Origin of the sequence: Xanthomonas sp. NCPPB 1067, assembly GCF_020783795.1 — a bacterium.
GTDB classification, from domain to species: domain Bacteria; phylum Pseudomonadota; class Gammaproteobacteria; order Xanthomonadales; family Xanthomonadaceae; genus Xanthomonas; species Xanthomonas melonis.
In genome coordinates this window covers 13,165-32,878 of the sequence record NZ_JAJGQG010000009.1, presented here as the reverse complement: position 1 = coordinate 32,878, position 19,714 = coordinate 13,165, and the positions used below count along the sequence as shown (strand labels likewise).

Sequence of the window (19,714 nt, the reverse complement as noted above, 5' to 3'; positions counted from 1 at the left end):
GCATCAGCGGCTCTGGTAATACACCTTGTCGATGGCGATCTCCACCGGCGCTGCCGGCGGGTCGGCCACCAGCATGAAGGGTTGTTTCACCGCCTGCAGGTCCAGGTCGTAGAACGCGCTGAACGGAATGTTCACCTCGTGCCAGGCACCGTCGCGCACCAGCCCGTACTGATTGCCGCCAGCCACGAAATCCACCCAGCTGTCGCCGAAACTGGTGTTGATGCCGATCTTGAAGGTGGACGGGGTGGTGGTCTTCAGATGCAGCTTGAGCGCACCGCCCGCATAGGCGGCCAGATTGCGGTAATCGCTCTGAACGCCCAGCCCGAACCAGCTACCTGCGTTGGCGCGATAGGCCATCACGCTGCGCCCCTCGAACGGCGCCTGCGCGATCGGGGTGAGGTTGTTCCACAGATACAGTTCGGCATCCTGCCCGAAGGTCAGCCGCGCGCTGGTATCGGGTTGCTCGGTGAACACGCCGAACCGGCCTGCAGGGACCGTGTGTTGCGTGCCCACGTACAGCTGCGATCCGGGATTCTGATACAGGCGGATGTAGTCGATCTCCATCCTGCCGGGCAGCGGCGCGGTGACAGCCGCCGCTGAGGTCACGCCGGTATAGGTGCCGCCCACGGCGAGATTGAGCAGCAGATAATGCTGCTGATGGAATTCGTGCAGCGAGGCGCCTTCGATATTGGAGATCGCAAATTCGAAGTACTGCTGTCCATCGATCGACACGCGCAGGAACTGCGGGTCCCAGGTCAAGCGGTACACATGGAAGTCATCGTGCAGATTCACCGGATGCGTGTAGCTGGTGTCGTAATCGGCCTGCGACCCGTTGTAGTCCCAGTGCACGGCCGCACCGATGCGGCGATTGGCGGTGCCATTGGCGATTGCCGCGGCCATGCCGGCTTCCATCAGATCGATTTCGCCCCGGCCCGGCCACACGCCGATGGTGCCCAGCATCCAGTACGCCGGCCATAATCCATTGCCGACCACCGGCGTCTTGATGCGTGCCTCCAGGGTGCCGTACCTGAAATGCATGCGGCCTTCGGTCTTGAGCCGTGCCGAGGTGAATGGCATGCCCTGGAATGCCTCGCGGCGCGCTTCGATCACCAGCCGGCCATTGACGATGCGCGCGTTCTCCGGGCGGCTGGTGTAGTACTGCATTTCGCCATTGCCCCAGCCACACAAGCCGATCTGGCAGCCATTACCCACATCGTAGGTCCACTTGTTGCCATCGATGGATGGCCCGTTGAAATTCTCTTCCCATACCAGCGCTTGGCCGGCTGCCTCCGGCATCGATACCACGCCCAGCACTACCGCCAGCTGCACAGCCACACTGCGTAAGACGTTCATGCGTGCTTCTCCAGGCGCGGGATAGGGCCCCGTGGACCAGCGACGCTGCGCAGCGTGTCGTTCAGTGTCAAAGCAATTATCGGGCGCCTTGCCGTTTCGTGTTGTTCATTACGGAATAATCAATCATTGATATGACGTCGGTCGCAAACCTCGACCACCGCATGCTGCGCGGCAGCAGTCCTGACCGCCGCAGGCCTGTGCGTGGAGACACCGCGGGAGAAGCGCGCGCCGCCGAGTGCGGATGCAGTGCGGGAAATTCCGTGTGCGCCCAGGTCCGGTCCGGCGGTGGTGCGCAGCAGGTTCGAACACGCGGGCTGCCTGGGCGCCTCCGGCCGCGCGGGAGGGTGCCACCGCATACCTGCTGGCGCTTGCCGTGCCGCGGCGCGGCTGGCGCATCGCTGCAAGGCGCCGGGATGTGCGCCCGGGCATGGTCGGCGCACATGCGAGGCCGCTATGCTCGCGTGCTTCCAGGAGCGGTGGGGTCATCCATGCAGCGAGTGTTCGGGCAGTTGCCAGACGGGACCGAGGTTCATGCGTTGCGCTTGCGCAGCGATGCAGGGTTGGAGGCAGAGGTGCTGACCTATGGCGGGATCCTGCATGCGCTGCGCCTGACCACTGCACAGGGCGTGGTGCCGCTGGTGCTGAACCTGCCGGACCTGCCCGCCTACGCCGCCGATGGCGACAGCCTCAATATCCTGGTGGGCCGCTTCGGCAATCGCATCGCCGGTGCGCGCTATACCCTGGATGGCGTCACCCACACGCTGGCGGCCAACGAAGGGCGCAATCAGCTGCATGGCGGCTTGCGCGGTTTCGGACGGCGCGTATGGACGCTGCTGGAGCAGGCGCCCGAGCAGGTGGTGCTCGGCTACGACTCTCCCGATGGCGAAGAGGGCTACCCCGGCAACCTGCAGGTGCGTGCGCGACTGGCGCTCCACGGTCACAGCCTGCAGCTGGAGTTCGAGGCGCAGTGCGATGCCGCCACGCCGCTGAACCTGACCCACCATCCGTACTTCAATCTGTCCGGCGACCCGCAGCGGCGCGCCGCGTTGCAAGTGCTGCGGGTGCCGGCGGATCGCTACCTGCCGGTGGACGCCGAATCGATCCCGACCGGCGAGATCGCATCGGTGGCCGGCACGCCCTTCGACTTCCGCGCCGCTGCCGCGCTGGCCGGGCGGATCGACCCGGCGCATCCGCAGATCGTGCTCGGCAAGGGGTACGACCAATGCCTGGTCCTGGCCGATGGCGCGCCGTGCGTGGCCGAGCTGTACTCGCCGCACAGTGGCGTGGCCATGCGCATCGACAGCGATGCGCCGGCAGTACAGCTCTACGAAGGCCAGCATCTGGACGCGCATCATCCGGGACTGGGCCGCGGCATCTGCCTGGAACCGCAGGACTATCCGGATGCGCCCAACCACCCGCATTTCCCATCGACCATCCTGCGTCCGGGCGAGGTCTACCGCCGTCGCATCGCCTACCGTTTCGCCTGCCCCGGCCCGGATCTGCCCTGGGATGCGGTCAGCGCCGCGCTGCAGCGCTGAAGCCCGCAGGCGCTCCAGCGCAGCGGCATGCGCGTGCTCAGCGCGGCCCCAGCACCAGTTCGATCACGAACTTGCTGCCGAAGAACGACAGCACCAGCAGCGCCATCGCGGTCAGCGTCCAGTGCACCGCCTTGGTGCCGCGCCAACCGTTGCGCCAGCGGCCGACCAGCAGTGCGCCGAACGCGATCCACGACAGGATGCTGAGCACGGTCTTGTGCAGCAGGCGCTGCGCCAGGAAGTCCTGCACGAACAGCAGGCCGGTCAGCAGGGTCAGGCTCAGCAACACGAAGCCGACCGTGATCGTGCGGAACAGCAGCGTCTCCAGCTCGGTCAGCGGCGGTAGCGCACGCAGCCAGGGGTGGAAGTCGCGTCGCCGCAGCGCCCGTTCCTGCAACCACAACATGATCGCCAGCAGCGCGGCGATGCCCAGCGTGGCGTAGGCCAGCAGGGCCATCCAGGCGTGCAGCTCCAGCCGCCAGCCCAGGTCTGCGCTGGGTTCGTGTCCGTAGCCGTGATAACAGGCCAGCAGGATCGCCGACAGCGGAAACACCACCACGCCCACCGCCGCCATGCGCCCACGGCCACCGAACACTGCGGTCAGCCCGGCCATGCCCAGCCCGGTGAGCGACAGTGCGGCGAAGAAGTGCATGTCCGGGCCGCCAGCGGTGCGCACGGCCACCAGCACGTGATAGCCGGCGTGCAACGCCACCGCTGCGAGCGCCGGCGCCAGCCAGCCAGCCGGGGTCTGGTTGCCATCGCGCAAGACCGCCCGGGTGAGCAGGGCCGCAGCCAGCAGATACAGAGCGAACGCGATGAGAACGATTGTCATCGTGGAAGTTTCGCATATGGGGGCTGGGATTCGGGATTCGGGATTCGCAGGGCGGGGGTGACGTGGAGACCGAGGCGGTCGCCAGCCGGTCGGCTGGGGGCGGGGGCTTGGCCGGTGCCGCTATAATCGACGCCCGTTTCCCCTCACGCGGTCCCTTGCGCATGTTCGAGTCCCTTACCCAACGTCTCTCCGGCACCATGGAGCGCCTGCGCGGCCGCGGTCGCCTGACCGAGGAGAACATCCGCGAAGCCACCCGCGAAGTGCGCATCGCGCTGCTGGAGGCCGACGTCGCGCTGCCGGTGGTGCAGGCGCTGATCGAGCGCATCAAGGTGCGCGCCGTGGGCCAGGAAGTCCTCAAGTCGCTGACCCCGGGCCAGGCGCTGATCAAGGTGGTGCGCGACGAGCTCACCGCGGTGATGGGTGCGGCCGCCAGCGACCTCAATCTCAACGTGCCGGCACCGGCCATCGTGCTGATGGCCGGTCTGCAGGGCGCCGGCAAGACCACCACGGTGGGCAAGCTCGCCAAGCACCTGAAGGAAAAGCGCAAGAAGAAGGTCATGGTGGTCTCGGCCGACGTCTATCGCCCGGCCGCGATCGAGCAGCTCAAGACCCTGGCCGAGCAGGTCGGCGTGCTGTTCTTCGCCTCCGACGCCTCGCAGAAGCCGGTGGACATCGTGCGCGCGGCCATCAGCGATGCGCGCAAGTCGTTCGTGGATGTGCTGCTGGTCGATACCGCCGGCCGCCTGGCGATCGATCAGGCGATGATGGAGGAGATCAAGGCGCTGCACGCCGCGGTCAACCCCACCGAAACCCTGTTCGTGGTCGATGCCATGACCGGCCAGGATGCGGCCAATACCGCCAAGGCCTTCGGCGAGGCGCTGCCGCTGACCGGCGTGGTACTGACCAAGACCGACGGCGACGCTCGCGGCGGCGCGGCGCTGAGCGTGCGCTACATCACCGGCAAGCCGATCAAGTTCGTCGGTACCGGCGAGAAGACCGACGGCCTGGACGTGTTCCACCCCGACCGCGTTGCCAGCCGCATCCTGGACATGGGCGACGTGCTGTCGCTGGTGGAGCAGGTCGAGCACAGCGTCGACCAGGAAAAGGCCGCCAAGCTGGCCGCCAAGGTCGCCAAGGGCAAGAAGTTCGACCTCAACGACATGAAGGAACAGCTCGAGCAGATGCAGAACATGGGCGGCATCCATGGGCTGATGGACAAGCTGCCGGGCATGGGCCAGATCCCGGACAACGTCAAGCAACAGGTCACCGGCAAGGAAGTGCCGCGCATGATCGCCATCATCAATTCGATGACCAAGAAGGAGCGCCGCAACCCGGCCTTGCTCAACGGCTCGCGTCGCGCCCGTATCGCACGTGGCTCGGGCATGCAGCCGGCCGACGTCAACAAGCTGATGAAGCAGTACCAGCAGATGGAAAAGATGATGGGCAAGCTGGCCGGCGGCGGCATGAAGGGCCTGATGCGCAACATGAAGGGCATGATGGGCGCCATGGGTGGCCGCGGCGGCATGCCGTTCCGCTGAGTGGGTCTGGCACTGCGCGCCGTGCCGATTCTCGCGGGCGCGCATGGTCAGCGCCGGCCCGCTGCCGATCGGCTCGGGCGGCGACGCTCAAGGCGATGTCGGTCGGGCGCTACGAGTTGACCAGAGGCAGTCCTTTCTGGGGGCAAAGTCCCGCAGCTGACCAGGACCGGCCATCGCTGCCGATCCTGGCGCGCCGATCTTGTGCACACGTCTTCGGCAGTACGCGCTGGCGCACGCGTGCGCATCGCCGTCGAGCAGCGCAGTACCATGCGCCATCCGGTCGCTGTCGATGGTGGTGATGAGCAGATCTTCGAACGTGGATGCCTTCCAGCAGCGCTTCGGCCTGCGCCTGCCGATCCTGCTCAGCCCCATGGCGGGGGCCTGCCCGGTGGCGCTGTCGGCGGCGGTCGCCAATGCCGGGGGCATGGGAGCGATGGGCGCGGTATTGTCGCAGCCGCAGGACATCGCGACGTGGATGGCCGGCTTCCGTGCGGCGAGCACGGGCCCGGCACAGGTCAATCTGTGGATTCCCGATCCGGCGCCTGCGCGCGATGCAGCGGCAGAGGCGCGCTTGCGTGGATTTCTCGCGCAGTGGGGGCCGGCGGTGCCCGCGTCGGCAGGCGACGCTGCGCCGGCCGACTTCGATGCGCAGTTCGACGCCTTGCTCGCCGCGCGTCCGGCGGTGGCGTCCTCGATCATGGGCGTGTTCGGCCCCGATCAGGTGGCACGCCTGAAGGCGGCCGGCATCGCCTGGTTCGCCTGCGCCACCACCTTGCAGGAGGCGCGCGCGGCACAGGACGCCGGTGCCGATGCGGTGGTCGCCCAGGGGGCGGAGGCCGGCGGCCATCGTGGCGCATTCGAGGCCGGCCAGGCCGAGCGTCAGATGACCGGCCTGTTCGCGCTGTTGCCGCGCCTGGTCGATCACCTGGACATCCCGGTCATCGCCGCCGGTGGGGTTGCCGACGCGCGAGGCATCGCAGCGGCGCTGACCCTGGGGGCCAGCGCGGTGCAGATCGGCACCGGCCTGCTGCGTACGCCCGAAGCCGGCGTGCCCAGTGCCTGGGCCGAAGCGCTGGCACGGTCCGAGCCCGAGCACACCTGGCCCACCCGCGCATTTTCCGGCCGGCTGGGTCGTGCGCTGGCAACGCCCTATGTCCAGGCCGCTGCCGCTGCCGGTGCGCCGCCGCCGGCGCCGTACCCGGTGCAGCGCGGCCTGACCGCGCCGATGCGCCAGGCCGCCGCCAGCGATGATCGGCTGGCGGCGATGCAGGCCTGGGCGGGCCAATCGGCCTGGCTGGCACCCGCCCGGCCGGCCGCGGATGTCGTCACGCAGTGGTGGGCGCAGGCGCAGGCATGGCGCTGATGTTCTGCAATGGCGTACCGGCCAGCGCGCAGCAGCTCGCTGCCGCGGCGCTGGTCAACTACGGCCACTTCACCACGCTGCAGGTGCGCAATGGCGCCGCGCTGGGGCTGGATCTGCATCTGCAGCGGCTGCAGGAAGGCAGCCGCGCGCTGTTCGGCCAGGCGCTCGAACCGCAGCAGGTGAGGGCGCAATTGCGCGCCGCGCTGGCGGCATCGGCCACTGCCGATGCCAGCCTGCGCATCACCGTGTTCGCGCCCGATTACGATTTCCGCGATCCCTTGCGCGAGGTCGCGCTGGCGGTGCTGGTCGCCCTGTCGCCGCCGGCCGACATGCCCGAGGCCGGGCTGCGCGTGCAGGTCGTGGACTATGTGCGCGAACGGCCGGAACTCAAGCATGTCGGCACCTTCCCGCTATTGGATCTGCGCCGGCTGGCGCTGCAGGCCGGTCACGACGATGTGCTGCTGCGGGATCGGCAGGGAAGGGTGCTGGAGGGGGCGTTCTGGAATCTGGGCCTGTGGGAGCGCGGCACGCTCGTCTGGCCGCAGGGGCCGGCCCTGCTGGGCACCCGGCAGCAACTGCTGCGGGCGGGTCTGGATGCGCTGGGCGTGGCGCAGGTCAGTCGTGCGGTGGAGTCGAGCGAGCTGGAGCGGTTCGAGGGCGCCTTCGCCTGCAATGCGCGCGGGCAGCAGGCCATCGTGGCGCTGGGGCCGGCACGCTGGACACCGGCTGCGGCACAACTGCCGTTGCTGGCGCGGGCGCTGCAGACCCAGGCCTGGCAGCCGATCTGAGGAGCCCGCGAGACCGGGTATGGTGGCTTGGCTTCGTCGGCGCAGCCCGCTATACTCGCCGGCTTACCGCGCCATTCTGGCGACTGGGCAACTCAGGAAAACGACACCATGGTCAAGATTCGACTGACCCGCGGCGGCGCCAAGAAGCGTCCGTTCTACCACATCATCGTGACCGACGTGCGCAGCGCGCGCGACGGCCGCAACATCGAGCGCGTGGGTTACTACAACCCGGTCGCGCAGGGCGCAGAGCCGCGCGTCGTGCTCGATATCGCGCGTGTCGACCATTGGGTCGGCAACGGTGCGCAGCTGACCGACAAGGTCCGCAACCTGTACCGCGAAGTCTCCAAGTCCCAGGCCGCTGCGGCCTGATCCTGGGGGCCGGGCCTTGCGCCCGGCCCGGAGTCGACCCGGATGAAGCCGACCGAGCGCCGCATCCTGCTGGGCAGGATTGTCGGCGCTTTTGGTGTCAAGGGCGAGCTCAAGCTCGAGTCCTGGACCGAACCGCGCAACGCGATCTTCCGGTACCAGCCGTGGATCGTGCGCTCGCCGGCGGGCCAGGAGTCGGTGGTCAGCGGGGTCCGCGGACGCGATCAGGGCAAGAATCTGATCGCGGTGTTTCCCGAGGTCACCGATCGCGACACGGTCGAAGCCATGCACGGCACCGAGATCTTCGTGGCGCGCAGCGCGCTGCCGCCGCCCAAGCCCGACGAGTACTACTGGGTGGATCTGGAAGGCCTGCAGGTCGAAACCGTCGAAGGGGTCAAGCTGGGTACGGTGTCGCATCTGTTTTCCACCGGGTCCAACGACGTGGTGGTGGTGCGCGGCGATCGCGAACGGATGATTCCGTTCGTATTGCCGGACTTCGTCAAGTCGGTGGATTTCGAGGCCGATCTGATCGTGGTCGACTGGGACCCGGATTTCTGATCGAAGCCATCCGCTTCGCTCTTGCCTTACCCATTCCCGAATCCCTGCCAGTGCGCATCGACGTCATCAGTCTGTTCCCGGAGTTCATCGCGCAATGCGCGGCGTTCGGCGTGGTCGGGCGGGCGCAGGAGCGTGGGCTGCTGGAACTGCACGGCTGGAATCCACGCGATCATGCGCAGGGCAACTACCGCCGCGTGGACGACCGGCCGTTCGGCGGTGGACCCGGCATGGTGATGCTGATCGAGCCATTGCGCGCCTGCCTGGATGCAGCGCAAGCCGCCGACGCACGTCCGGCGCCGGTGATCTATCTCAGTCCGCAAGGGCGGCCGCTCACGCAGTCGCTGGCGCGCGAACTGGCGCAGCTGCCGCGCATGCTGTTGCTGTGTGGTCGCTACGAAGGCGTGGACGAGCGGTTCTTGAGCCGGGCCGTCGACATGGAGATCTCCATCGGCGACTACGTGTTGTCCGGAGGCGAGTTGGGCGCTGCTGTCCTTGTCGATGTGGTGACGCGGCTGCAGGATGGCGTGCTGAACGACGCCGAGTCCGCCGCGCAGGACAGTTTCGAGGGGCCGCAGGGTCTGCTCGATTGTCCGCACTACAGCCATCCAGCCACGCACGCGTGGGGCGATGTGCCGGAGGTGCTGCGGTCCGGCAACCACGGCGCCATCGCCCGCTGGCGCCGGCAGCAGTCGTTGGGCCGGACCTGGTTGCGTCGCCCGGATCTGCTGGACGAGGCCGGGTTGGACAACAACGACCGTCGTTTGTTGGACGAGTTTCGCCGCGAACTCGCCCGGAACGACGGAGAATAAGGGCACACCCCTAGCTCTTGCAGATTCGATTGGGGTACAATATGCGGCTTGCTGGCCAGCCTTGCGTCTGGCCCTCCTACGAACCTCGAGCAATCGCCGTGCGGCGACTGCCGGTCCAATATCACCAGACACGCGGTGCCCACCATGAGCAAACTCAACAAGACCATCCTGGCTGACTTCGAAGCCGCCCAGATCCAGCGCAAGCTGCCGGAATTCAACCAGGGCGACACCGTTGTGGTGAACGTCAAGGTGAAGGAAGGCAACCGCGAGCGCGTGCAGGCCTATGAGGGCGTGGTGATCGGTACCAAGAATGCCGGCCTGAACTCCTCCTTCACCGTGCGCAAGATCTCGCACGGCTTCGGCGTCGAGCGCGTGTTCCAGACCCACAGCGCCATCATCGATTCGGTCGAAGTGAAGCGCCGCGGCAAGGTCCGCGCCGGCAAGCTGTACTACCTGCGCGGTCTGGAAGGCAAGGCTGCCCGCATCAAGGAAGATCTGGCCGCTGCTGCACAGGCCAAGGCCGCTCGCCAGGCTGCTGCCAAGGCCGAGTAAGCCACACTGGCGGGTCGACGAACCCGCCACTGTCAGACGGCCGCCTTCGGGCGGCCGTCTGCGTTGTGGGAATCGGGATTGGGGATTGGGGATTCGCCGGTCGTGCGTAGGCGATGCTCATGGGGTCGGCCGGTGTGGCAGCGTGCCGCCTGGTGCCAGCCGATGTCAGCGCTGGCGGGGCTGCGGAACGTCTGCGATCGGCGCGGTATCGGCGACCGGCGAGGCGGGATGTGCGGGCACCTCGGCAGCGGCAGCCAGTTCGGGTGGCGGCGTGGCTGTGGACAGCATGCGGGCCTTGCGCCAGCCGCCCCAGCGGTAGTACGCCAACGACAGCAGCATCGAGCATGCCGAACTGATCGGAAAGCTCCACCACACCGCGTCCGCGCCCAGGTGTGGGAGCAGGACATTGGCCAGTGGCACACGCACGCCCCACAGCGAAAATCCCAGGATCAACAGCGGCGGAATCACCGCGCCGGTGGCGCGCACCACGCCCGACACCACGAAACTCACCCCGAACAGCAGGAACGACCAGATCGCGATGTGGTTGAGGTGCCGTGCGATCTCCAGCGTGGCGCTGCCTTCGGGCAGGAACAACGCCAGGGTCCAGCGGTCGAACACGATCAGCAGCACGATCAGCAGGCCCGTCATCAGGAAGTTGGCGGCAATGCCGGTGCGTGCGACGGCATCCACGCGCGGCCACAGGCCGGCGCCCACGTTCTGGGCGGCCATCGACGAACAGGCTGCGCCCACCGCCATTGCCGGCATCTGCACGTAGTTCCACAGTTGCAATCCCGCACCGAATGCCGCGGAAGTGGCGGTGCCGAATCCGTTGACCAACGACAGCATGGCGATCATCGCCAGCGAGATCATCACCATCTGCAAGCCCATCGGCACGCCTTTGACGATCAGCGCGCGCAGGATGGCGGTGTCGATGCGAAACAGCCGCATGTCGCGCCGCCCCAACCACAGAACGTGGCGTTTCTGGCGCAGATACAGCAACAGCCCTGCCAGTGCGGCGACCTGCGCGATCAGTGTGGCCCAGGCCGAACCGGCAATGCCCAGCGCCGGAAACGGCCCGATGCCGAACAGCAGCAGCGGGTTGAACACGACGTCCAGCACCACCGACAGCAGCAGAAAGCGGAACGGTGTGCGCGCATCGCCGGTGCCGCGCAAGGCCGCCGAAAAGAACGCGAACAGATACAGCGTGGGCATCGCCAGAAAGATCACCCGCAGATAGTCCTCGGCCAGGGCCTGCGATGCAGCAGGCGTGCCCATCGCAGCGAGCAGGTGCGGTGACAGATACCAGCCCAGGAGGGCGATCGCGGCCGAGAGCCCGCCGAAGAAGCTCGCACTGGTGCCCATGACCTTGCGTGCCTGCATGGAGTTGCGTGCGCCCATGGCCTGGCCGATCAGGATGGTGGCCGCCATGCCGATGCCGAACACAGAGCCGGTCAGAAAGAACATGATGCTGTTGGCGTTGGCAGCTGCAGTGAGCGCCGCTTCGCCGAGGTACCGGCCCACCCAGATCGCGTTGATCGAACCATTGAGCGATTGAGCGATGTTGCCTGCCAGGATGGGCAGTGCGAACAAAAACAGGTTCCTGCCGATCGGGCCCTCGGTCAGGATGGCGGATTTGGGCATCGCTCGGTGTCGTCGCGCAGGAGCTGCGCACATTAGCACTGCCGGCTGAGATCCGACGCAGTGCCATCCGGTTTGCGCTGCGGGGAAAGGGCGCCCTCATCCGGCGCTGCGCGCCACCTTCTCCCGCAGGCGGGAGAAGGGCGGTATAAGCAAGGGCTTGCTCGGTTGAAGTTGCGTGCGGGCAGACAAGCCCCTCATCCGGCGCTGCGCGCCACCTTCTCCTGCAGGCGGGAGAAGGGCGGTGCAGGCGAGGGCTTGCTCGGTTGACGTTGCGTGCGGGTAGACAAGCCCCTCGTCCGGCGCTGCGCGCCACCTTCTCCCGCGGGCGGGAGAAGGGTAGTGCTGGCAGGCGATTGCTCGGGTGGCGTGTGGCTGTTCACCGGCATTCTACGTGCGCGCCGCTTCCTTCCCCCGCTTGCGGGGGAAGGTGCCCGCAGGGCGGATGGGGGTGGCGCCGGCCATCGGCCTGGCAATCGACGCCGACTACAACGCTTACTGCCCAGCTTGAGTTCCCGGTGGCTGCCCAAACATCGTTTACCTGATAGATCGAGGCGGCAAGGCGCATGAATCCGGAGCTGGAACAGGGCAAGACGGTCAGGCTGGATGTGTGGCTCTGGGCCGCGCGCTTCTTCAAGACCCGTAGCCTGGCCAAGAACGCGGTGGACACCGGCAAGGTGAACGTGGGCGGCCAGCGCCCCAAGCCCTCGCGCAGCGTGCGCTGCGGCGAGCACCTGCGCATCGATCGTGGCGGCGAAATCTTCGAGATCACGGTGGCCGCACTCAGCGAAGTGCGCGGCCCGGCACCGGTAGCGCAGGCGCTGTACGTGGAGGGCGAACCCTCGCGCGAGGCGCGCGCGCAATGGCGACTGCAGCGCGCCGCCGAACGCACCGGTTACCGGGCGCCGGAAGGCAAGCCCGACAAGCGCGCACGGCGTTTGATCAACGCGCTCGGCGATATCGACGCGCTGTAGCGGCGAGTGGTATTGCGACACACGCAAACGCCCCGGTTGTCCGGGGCGTTCGTCGCGCGTGGTTGCTCGAAGCCAACTCAATGGCGACGGCGGGCTACGCCAGGTCGAAACGGTCCAGCTGCATCACCTTGGTCCAGGCCGTGACGAAGTCCTGCACGAACTTTTCCTGTGCATCGGCACTGGCGTAGACCTCGGCCACTGCGCGCAGGATGGAGTTGGAGCCGAACACCAGATCCACCCGCGTGCCGGTCCAGCGATGCTCGCCGGTGCTGCGATCGCGGCCTTCGAACAGTTCCTTCGCGTCGGAAGTGGCCTTCCATTCGGTGCGCATATCGAGCAGGTTGGCGAAGAAGTCGTTGCTCAGCACGCCGGGGCGGCTGGTGAACACGCCATGCGTGGAACCCTCGGCGTTCGCCCCCAGCACGCGCAGGCCGCCGATCAGCACGGTCAGCTCCGGCGCGCTCAGGGTCAGCAGCTGCGCCTTGTCGATCAGCAGCGCTTCGGCCGGCACCGCATAGCGGCGTTTGGCGAAGTTGCGGAAGCCGTCGGCGACCGGTTCCAGCACCGCGAACGATTCCACATCGGTCTGCTCCTGCGAGGCATCGGTACGGCCGGGTGCGAACGGCACGGTCACCTGCTGGCCCGCCGCCTGCGCGGCCTGTTCTACCGCCGCGTTGCCGGCCAGCACGATCAGGTCGGCCAGCGAGATCCGCTTGCCCCCCGACTGCGCAGCGTTGAAGTCGGCCTGGATACGTTCCAGCGTGGCCAGCACCTTGGACAACTGCTCGGGCTGGTTGGCCTGCCAGTCCTTCTGCGGCGCCAGGCGGATGCGTGCGCCGTTGGCGCCGCCACGCTTGTCCGAGCCGCGGAAGGTCGACGCCGACGCCCACGCGGTGGACACCAACTGCGCCACGCTCAGGCCCGAGGACAGAATGGTCTGCTTCAGCGCGGCCGCATCCTGTGCGTCGACCAGCGCGTGGTCCACCGCCGGCACCGGGTCCTGCCACAGCAATTCTTCGGCCGGCACTTCGGGGCCCAGGTAGCGCGAACGCGGGCCCATGTCGCGGTGGGTGAGCTTGAACCAGGCGCGTGCGAAGGCGTCGGCAAACTGCTCCGGGTGCTGGTGGAAACGACGCGAGATCGCTTCGTACGCCGGATCGAAGCGCAGCGCCAGATCGGTGGTCAGCATGGTCGGGCGATGCTTCCTGGATGCATCGTGCGCATCGGGAATGATGGCGTCGGCGTTCCTGGCCACCCACTGGTGCGCGCCGGCCGGGCTCTTGCTCAGTTCCCAGTCGAAGGTGAACAGGTGGTCGAAGAAGTCGTTGCTCCACTGCGCCGGGGTGGTGGTCCAGGTGACTTCCAGGCCGCTGGTGATGGTGTCGGCGCCCTTGCCGCTGCCGTAGCGGTTGTGCCAGCCCAGACCCTGGCTTTCCAGCTCGCCGGCTTCCGGTTCCGCACCGACGTTGTCGGCCGGGGCGGCACCATGGGTCTTGCCGAAGGTGTGGCCGCCGGCGATCAGGGCCACGGTCTCTTCGTCGTTCATGGCCATGCGCGCGAAGGTGTCGCGGATATCGCGTGCGGCAGCCACCGGGTCAGGTTTGCCATCCGGGCCTTCCGGATTGACGTAGATCAGGCCCATCTGCACGGCGGCCAGCGGATTCTCCAGATCACGGGTGTGCGGAACCTCGCTGTCGTCGTCCTTCACCAGCACGCCGTGCGCTTCGTCCACGCCCGGCGAGCCGCGCGAGTAGCGATCGTCGCCCCCCAGCCATTTGGTCTCGCGGCCCCAGTACAGATCCTGGTCCGGCTCCCAGGTGTCTTCGCGGCCGCCGGCGAAGCCGAAGGTCTTGAAGCCCATCGATTCCAGCGCGACGTTGCCGGTGAGGATCATCAGGTCGGCCCAGGAGATCGCCTGGCCGTACTTCTGCTTGATCGGCCACAACAAGCGGCGCGCCTTGTCCAGGCTGACGTTGTCCGGCCAGCTGTTCAGCGGCGCGAAACGCTGCTGCCCACGGCCGCCGCCGCCGCGCCCGTCGCCGATGCGGTAGGTGCCGGCGCTATGCCAGGCCATGCGCACGAACAGCGGGCCGTAATGGCCGAAGTCGGCCGGCCACCAGTCCTGCGAATCGGTCATCAGTGCGCGCAATTCCTGCTTCAAGGCTGCCAGATCGATGCGCTTGAACGCGTCGGCATAGTTGAACGCCTGGTCCAGTGGGTTGGACTTGCTCGAATGCTGGCTGAGCAGATCCACGCGCAGTTGCTTGGGCCACCAATCGCGGTTGGTGGTTCCGGTACCGACGACGGCGTGGTTGAACGGGCACTTTGCTTCGGTTGTCATGGCGTTTACCTGTGTGCGTGGGCACTTGGGGAGCAGCATGCCGAACGGCCGGCACGTGCTGAGGACTCGAATTGGCGGGCAATGCTCAGGGCATGGTCATCGGTACACGAAAAGCGAAAACGGTGGCCACGAATGGGGCCGAATGCACCATGCCGATGCTAGCCGGTGGCGCCGACCACCGGGACAGCGCAACGAACAATCTGCGCTGGGAACGGTGTAGCGAGCGGGCACATGTGCAGGCATAGGCTCACCATAAAGAGCGCTGATCGTTTATTGAATTCGAATTATTCGAACGTATCGATAGCGCGCCGCTATGGATAGCATGCCGGTGCCGAGCGGCATGGCGACGGACGCGCTCAGCGGTTGCCGAACAGGCTGCCGCCCAGCTTCATGACATCGCCCAGGCCCAATTGCCCGTCGCCGTCCCGATCCAGCACGCTGGTCAGCAGGCTGCCGGCGGCGCCAGCGGCGACATGACGCTGTTCCTGCGCCAAGGCTGGCCCCAGCTGGCTGCCGGACGCCGCATCGCCGCCGACGAAACGCTTGGCCAGATACGCCATCACGATGGGAGCCAGCAGTTGCAGCAGTTGGCTGGCCTTGTCGGCTTGGAGCCCGGTGACCTGGCCCAGTCCGGCGGCCGCCTGCGGTGCCTTGGCGCCGAACAGGTGGCCGACGATGCCGGCGCCATCGGCCTGCGCACCGTTGGCGGTGCCGCCCAGCAGCGAGCCGACCAGGCTGCCGATGTCGGGGCTGCCGGCATGGTCGCGCTGCAGTGCACCCAACAACGCGTCACTGCCGCCGGCCTGCTGGCTGTTGCGACCCAGAGCGCCCATCAGTAGCGGTAGCGCGGTCTGTACCGCCGATTGCGCCTGGTCGGGCGCGATCCCGAGGCGGCCAACGAGTTGTTGCAGATACGGGCCCTGCAGCTGCGCGAGGAGTTGCGAGGTGAGCGAATCGGAAGTGGTCATCGGTACCGGTTCCTGTTGAGCGAGCGTTGCGGCAGGGTGCGCCTGCCCAGCGTCCAGAGCAATCGGTGGGGCTGCCGGTTGCCGTTCGCAAGCGGCGCTGGGCTGGGCCGGCGCAGCACGATGCGTGCGCTGGACCAGCTTATCCAGGCATCACGCCGTGGGCGTGCCGCTGGGCAGGGACGTGGGGCGGCATCGCCGGTGCCTGTGGGCGGCGGGAGGGCTACGTTGCGCTGACTTTAGTGTTATAAAGTAACATTTACATTCCGTCCGTCTGTCCCGTTCCAGGAGCCGCCATGACCGCCGACGCCACCCTTGCCGATCACAGCCCCGTTGCCGCCGCGCGTACCGCCGCCTACTGCCTGGCTGAAGCCGACAAGATGTTGCTGCGCTGGACCGAGACGGTGGGGCGTCGAGATATCGACGCCGTGCTGGCCCTGTACGCGCCGGATGCCATCCTGGTGCCGACGCTGTCTGACGACATCCGTGGGCGCGATGCGGATCGCCGCGCGTACTTCGCCTCGTTCCTGGCCGCCGACGGGCTGAGTTGCGGCGTCACCGTGCAAAAGAAGCGGGTGAGTGCGAAGTTGGGCACGGTGGTGATCGGCGGTCTGTACACCTTCGTGTTCGAGCGCGGCGGTGTCAGCGAACCGGTGCATGCGCGCTTCCTGTTTACGTTCGAGGAAATCGAGGGCCGCTGGTTGATCACCGGCCACCATTCGTCGCGGTGTTCGGAAGAAGGCTGACACGTGCCGCGCACGTCGGGATGAGGGCGAGCAGGCCGATGGCGCGTTGTGCCGAAACGCGCGCGTCGCCCAGGTCGGCCGCCCGGGCGACGCGTGCCATGCAGCATCGGCGTGGCAGCCATGGCCTGCCGTCAGAGCAAGGCTTTCAACCGATAGAGCGCTTCCAGGGCCTGCTTGGGCGTCAATTCGTCCGGATCCAGCGCCTGCAGCGCTTCCTGCGCGGCGGAAGAGGGTGCGGTGAATAACCCGAACTGTTGCGGCGCGTCCAGCGCCGCGGGCGCCATCTGCGCAGCATGACTTTCGCTTCCGCGTTGCTCCAGTTCGGCCAGTCGCCGCCGCGCCTGGGCGACCGCCGCCTTCGGCAGACCGGCCAACGCGGCCACCTGCAGGCCGAAGCTGCGATTGGCCGGGCCGTCCTTGACTGCATGCATGAACACCAGGCGCTCGCCGTGTTCCACCGCGTCCAGATGCACATTGGCGATGCCGCTGGTGCCGCCGGCATGCGATTCGTCGGCCAGTGCGGTGAGCTCGAAGTAATGCGTGGCGAACAGCGTGTAGCAGCGATTGCTGTGCGCCAGATGGCGCGCTACCGCGTCGGCCAGGGCCAGGCCGTCGTAGGTGGAGGTGCCGCGACCGATCTCGTCCATCAGTACCAGCGACTGCGGTGTGGCGTGATGCAGGATGTAGCTGGTTTCGGCCATTTCCACCATGAAGGTGGATTGCCCGCGCGCCAGATCGTCGCCGGCGCCGATGCGGGTGAGGATGCGGTCGATCGGCCCGATCACCGCGCGGCTGGCCGGTACGAAGCTGCCGATATGCGCCAGCAGCACGATCAGGGCGTTCTGTCGCATGTAGGTCGATTTACCGCCCATGTTCGGGCCGGTGATCACCAGCATGCGGCGGTCGCTGTGCAGGTCAAGGTCGTTGGGTTCGAAGGGTTGCTCGCGCACCGCTTCCACCACCGGGTGACGGCCGCGTTCGATGCGCAGGCAGGGCGCGTCGTCCAGCTCCGGTTGCGACCAGTCCAGCGCCTGCGCGCGCTCGGCGAAGGCGGCCAGCACGTCCAGTTCGCTCAGCGCAGCGGCGCAGCGTTTGAGGCCTTCCAGTTCGTGGCCCAGCGCGTCGAGCAGGCCTTCGTACAGCAGCTTTTCGCGCGACAGCGAACGCTCGCGCGCCGACAGCACCTTGTCTTCGAAACTCTTGAGTTCCTCGGTGATGTAGCGCTCGGCATTGGTCAGGGTCTGGCGGCGGCTATAGTGCAGCGGTGCCTTGTCGGACTGGCCCTTGCTGATCTCGATGTAGTAACCGTGTACGCGGTTGTAGCCGACCTTGAGCGTGGCGATGCCGCTGGCCTCGCGCTCGCGCTGCTCCAGGTCGATCAGGAACTGATCGGCATTGGTGGACAGGCGGCGCAGCTCGTCCAGCTCTGCGTCGTAACCGGACGCGATGACACCGCCATCGCTGAGCTTGAGCGGTGGCTGGTCGGCCACCGCGCTGACCAACAGGTGCGCAGTGGCATCGTGCTCGCCGAGTTCGGCGAACAAGGTCTGCAGGCGCGGCGAATCCAGCGGTGCCAGGATGGCACGTACCTTCGGCAACAACGCCAGGCCATCGCGCAGCGTGGAAAAGTCGCGCGGGCGCGCCGAACGCAGCGCCACGCGCGTCAGGATGCGTTCCAGGTCGCCGAGCGCGCGGAAGGACTCGCGCACGTCGGCATCGGCAGCGGAGCCGATCAGGCTGGCCACGGCCTGGTGCCGCTGTCCCAGCACCGCACGCAGGCGGAGCGGCCGATGCAGCCAGCGCCGCAGCAGACGCCCACCCATCGGGGTGACCGTGCTGTCCAGCACTCCGAGCAAGGTGTTGCGGGTATCGCCGTCAACGCGCGTGTCCAGTTCCAGATGCCGGCGCGTGGCGGCGTTCATCGAGATCGCCTCGCTGGCCACTTCCATCGCGATTGAGGTCAGATGCGGCAGGCGTTGTTTCTGGGTTTCTTCCACGTAGCCGAGCAGCGCGCCGGCAGCGGCAGTGGCGCAGGGTTTGTCGTCGATACCGAAGCCGCTCAGATCGTGCAGCTTGAAGAACGCCAGCAGCTGACGCCGCCCGCTGTCGGCGTCGAACAACCATGGTGGCCGCCGCCGCACGCCGGTACGCCCGCGCAGGAAGTCGGGCCAACTGTCTTCGTCCGGCACCAGCAGCTCGGCCGGTTCCAGACGCGCGATCTCCGCTTCCAGCGCATCGGCGCTGTCCACTTCGTTGACCAGGAAGCGACCGCCGGCCAGGTCCGCCCAGGCCAGGCCGTAACCCTGCTTGCTGCGCGCAATCGCCATCAACAAGGTGTCGCGGCGCTCGTCCAGCAGTGCCTCGTCGGTGACCGTGCCGGGCGTGACGATGCGCACCACCTTGCGCTCGACCAGCCCCTTGGCCAGCGCCGGATCGCCGATCTGCTCGCAGATGGCCACCGACTCGCCCAGCGCCACCAGACGCGCCAGATAGCCTTCGTAGGCATGCACCGGCACCCCCGCCATCGGGATCGGCGCACCGCCAGAGCTGCCGCGCTGGGTCAGGGTGATGTCCAACAGCCGCGCCGCCTTGCGCGCATCGTCGTAGAACAGCTCGTAGAAATCGCCCATGCGGAAGAACAGCAGCAGATCGGGGTAGTCCGACTTGGCGGCGAAGAACTGCTTCATCAGCGGGGTGTGCTCGGGAACACCGGTGCTGGGCCTGGATTTGTCTTTGGTGTCAGAGGTTTGCAAGAACGTCTTTCCGGATCTGGGGACGGAGAGGACAGGCCGGGCGCTGGCATGCAACGCCTGCGCGGCCGGGCGCCTCCGTGTACGGCTGTGGCGGTCGAGGGAGCTGGTAGCGTGCAAGTTTAGCCGAGGCGGCCGGGACCACGTTCCGCTGCGCGTCGACCGCACGCGTCAGCCCGTCGCCGGTGGCATCGGGTAGGGGGCAGGAGCGGCAAGTTGCGACCGCGCGCGCGCCGGAAGCGACTGATTGCCAAACCGCGACGCATCGTGGGCGGCGAGAGCAGGCGCAACGCGCCTGATGCCCGAGCAAACCTGCCTTGCGCTCCGATCCAGACGGGTCTAGAGCGGCTGATAAAACGTAGCGAGCAGTCGTCAGGTGGGTGTGGACGGCGCGTAGAAGCCGGAGTGTACGAGTGGTACATGCCGATTCCGAGCACCGGCCTTGCCCGCCTGGCGGCTGCGCAGTCGTCTTGTCAGCCGTTCTTAGCCGTTCTTAGCCGTTTCGGCGTGGCCCGGTGGTGGTGTGTGATGCCGGGCGGTGGAATGTGCCGGAGCAGATGATGCAACGGACGTTGCGCTCGCATGTACCGCTTCGCCGACGAGCGG

Annotated in this window: 16 protein-coding genes and 1 other RNA gene; 10 read left to right on the top strand and 7 right to left on the bottom strand. The window is 67.3% G+C overall.

The window, feature by feature from the left end; all coding sequences use genetic code 11:
• Positions 1-3: 3 nt before the first annotated feature.
• Entirely contained in the window at positions 4-1,353 is a 1,350-nt protein-coding gene (locus LL962_RS09185; RefSeq protein ID WP_228316684.1) for a glycoside hydrolase family 16 protein, read from the bottom strand.
• Positions 1,354-1,841: 488 nt separating this feature from the next.
• Between LL962_RS09185 and LL962_RS09180 the strand changes: the two genes are divergently transcribed.
• Complete coding sequence (locus LL962_RS09180; protein WP_228316683.1) at positions 1,842-2,891, top strand: aldose epimerase family protein; 1,050 nt, start codon at positions 1,842-1,844, stop codon at positions 2,889-2,891.
• A 37-nt stretch (positions 2,892-2,928) separates the two neighbouring features.
• Here LL962_RS09180 and LL962_RS09175 read toward each other — a convergent pair whose 3' ends face one another.
• Entirely contained in the window at positions 2,929-3,720 is a 792-nt protein-coding gene (locus LL962_RS09175; protein ID WP_104584251.1) for a cytochrome C assembly family protein, read from the bottom strand.
• Between the two features lie 161 nt (positions 3,721-3,881).
• On the opposite strand from LL962_RS09175, the gene ffh reads away from it, so the two are divergent.
• From ffh to rplS, 7 genes are all read left to right on the top strand, one after another.
• Positions 3,882-5,258, top strand: coding sequence for a signal recognition particle protein (gene ffh / locus LL962_RS09170; protein WP_104584249.1), 1,377 nt, complete (start codon positions 3,882-3,884; stop codon positions 5,256-5,258).
• A 298-nt stretch (positions 5,259-5,556) separates the two neighbouring features.
• Entirely contained in the window at positions 5,557-6,621 is a 1,065-nt protein-coding gene (locus LL962_RS09165) for an NAD(P)H-dependent flavin oxidoreductase (protein WP_228316682.1), read from the top strand.
• On the top strand, positions 6,612-7,409 hold the full coding sequence (locus tag LL962_RS09160) for an aminotransferase class IV family protein (protein WP_228316681.1): 798 nt from the start codon (positions 6,612-6,614) through the stop codon (positions 7,407-7,409). The genes LL962_RS09165 and LL962_RS09160 overlap by 10 nt, the downstream gene beginning before the upstream one ends.
• Positions 7,410-7,517: 108 nt before the next feature.
• The gene (gene rpsP, locus LL962_RS09155; protein WP_104584247.1) at positions 7,518-7,778 is read left to right on the top strand and encodes a 30S ribosomal protein S16; all 261 of its coding nucleotides are present in this window, start codon (positions 7,518-7,520) and stop codon (positions 7,776-7,778) included.
• A gap of 42 nt (positions 7,779-7,820) precedes the next feature.
• Positions 7,821-8,333, top strand: a complete 513-nt coding sequence (gene rimM / locus LL962_RS09150) for a ribosome maturation factor RimM (protein WP_228316680.1) — start codon at positions 7,821-7,823, stop codon at positions 8,331-8,333.
• A 50-nt stretch (positions 8,334-8,383) separates the two neighbouring features.
• Positions 8,384-9,142: a tRNA (guanosine(37)-N1)-methyltransferase TrmD gene (gene trmD, locus LL962_RS09145; protein WP_228316679.1), complete on the top strand. Its 759-nt coding sequence runs from the start codon at positions 8,384-8,386 to the stop codon at positions 9,140-9,142.
• A 144-nt stretch (positions 9,143-9,286) separates the two neighbouring features.
• Positions 9,287-9,694: a 50S ribosomal protein L19 gene (gene rplS, locus LL962_RS09140; RefSeq protein ID WP_003484215.1), complete on the top strand. Its 408-nt coding sequence runs from the start codon at positions 9,287-9,289 to the stop codon at positions 9,692-9,694.
• A gap of 165 nt (positions 9,695-9,859) precedes the next feature.
• On the opposite strand, the gene LL962_RS09135 is transcribed toward rplS, so the two are convergent.
• Complete coding sequence (locus tag LL962_RS09135; RefSeq protein ID WP_228316678.1) at positions 9,860-11,335, bottom strand: MATE family efflux transporter; 1,476 nt, start codon at positions 11,333-11,335, stop codon at positions 9,860-9,862.
• A 563-nt stretch (positions 11,336-11,898) separates the two neighbouring features.
• Between LL962_RS09135 and LL962_RS09130 the strand changes: the two genes are divergently transcribed.
• Positions 11,899-12,306: an RNA-binding S4 domain-containing protein gene (locus LL962_RS09130; protein WP_104584239.1), complete on the top strand. Its 408-nt coding sequence runs from the start codon at positions 11,899-11,901 to the stop codon at positions 12,304-12,306.
• Positions 12,307-12,400: 94 nt separating this feature from the next.
• Here the strand turns inward: LL962_RS09130 and katG are convergent, their stop codons facing one another.
• Positions 12,401-14,647 carry a catalase/peroxidase HPI gene (katG, locus tag LL962_RS09125; RefSeq protein WP_228316677.1) on the bottom strand — a complete coding sequence of 749 codons (2,247 nt, stop codon included), beginning with the start codon at positions 14,645-14,647 and terminating at the stop codon, positions 12,401-12,403.
• A 356-nt stretch (positions 14,648-15,003) separates the two neighbouring features.
• A complete protein-coding gene (locus tag LL962_RS09120; protein ID WP_228316676.1) occupies positions 15,004-15,615 on the bottom strand; it encodes a DUF937 domain-containing protein in 612 nt (203 codons plus the stop codon).
• A 293-nt stretch (positions 15,616-15,908) separates the two neighbouring features.
• Here LL962_RS09120 and LL962_RS09115 point away from each other — a divergent pair, with 293 nt between their 5' ends.
• Complete coding sequence (locus LL962_RS09115; protein ID WP_228316675.1) at positions 15,909-16,358, top strand: DUF4440 domain-containing protein; 450 nt, start codon at positions 15,909-15,911, stop codon at positions 16,356-16,358.
• A gap of 131 nt (positions 16,359-16,489) precedes the next feature.
• On the opposite strand, the gene mutS is transcribed toward LL962_RS09115, so the two are convergent.
• Positions 16,490-19,111 carry a DNA mismatch repair protein MutS gene (gene mutS / locus LL962_RS09110; protein ID WP_228316674.1) on the bottom strand — a complete coding sequence of 874 codons (2,622 nt, stop codon included), beginning with the start codon at positions 19,109-19,111 and terminating at the stop codon, positions 16,490-16,492.
• 343 nt (positions 19,112-19,454) lie between these two features.
• Positions 19,455-19,530: non-coding RNA, sX9 sRNA (locus LL962_RS09105), on the bottom strand.
• Positions 19,531-19,714: the final 184 nt, after the last annotated feature.

Bases quoted from the DNA above. Each gene is read 5' to 3' on its own strand.
- LL962_RS09185 (WP_228316684.1), bottom strand. From the start codon at position 1,353: ATGAACGTCTTACGCAGTGTGGCTGTGCAGCTGGCGGTAGTGCTGGGC.
- LL962_RS09180 (WP_228316683.1), top strand. From the start codon at position 1,842: ATGCAGCGAGTGTTCGGGCAGTTGCCAGACGGGACCGAGGTTCATGCG.
- LL962_RS09175 (WP_104584251.1), bottom strand. From the start codon at position 3,720: ATGACAATCGTTCTCATCGCGTTCGCTCTGTATCTGCTGGCTGCGGCC.
- ffh (WP_104584249.1), top strand. From the start codon at position 3,882: ATGTTCGAGTCCCTTACCCAACGTCTCTCCGGCACCATGGAGCGCCTG.
- LL962_RS09165 (WP_228316682.1), top strand. From the start codon at position 5,557: ATGAGCAGATCTTCGAACGTGGATGCCTTCCAGCAGCGCTTCGGCCTG.
- LL962_RS09160 (WP_228316681.1), top strand. From the start codon at position 6,612: ATGGCGCTGATGTTCTGCAATGGCGTACCGGCCAGCGCGCAGCAGCTC.
- rpsP (WP_104584247.1), top strand. From the start codon at position 7,518: ATGGTCAAGATTCGACTGACCCGCGGCGGCGCCAAGAAGCGTCCGTTC.
- rimM (WP_228316680.1), top strand. From the start codon at position 7,821: ATGAAGCCGACCGAGCGCCGCATCCTGCTGGGCAGGATTGTCGGCGCT.
- rplS (WP_003484215.1), top strand. From the start codon at position 9,287: ATGAGCAAACTCAACAAGACCATCCTGGCTGACTTCGAAGCCGCCCAG.
- LL962_RS09135 (WP_228316678.1), bottom strand. From the start codon at position 11,335: ATGCCCAAATCCGCCATCCTGACCGAGGGCCCGATCGGCAGGAACCTG.
- LL962_RS09130 (WP_104584239.1), top strand. From the start codon at position 11,899: ATGAATCCGGAGCTGGAACAGGGCAAGACGGTCAGGCTGGATGTGTGG.
- katG (WP_228316677.1), bottom strand. From the start codon at position 14,647: ATGACAACCGAAGCAAAGTGCCCGTTCAACCACGCCGTCGTCGGTACC.
- LL962_RS09120 (WP_228316676.1), bottom strand. From the start codon at position 15,615: ATGACCACTTCCGATTCGCTCACCTCGCAACTCCTCGCGCAGCTGCAG.
- LL962_RS09115 (WP_228316675.1), top strand. From the start codon at position 15,909: ATGACCGCCGACGCCACCCTTGCCGATCACAGCCCCGTTGCCGCCGCG.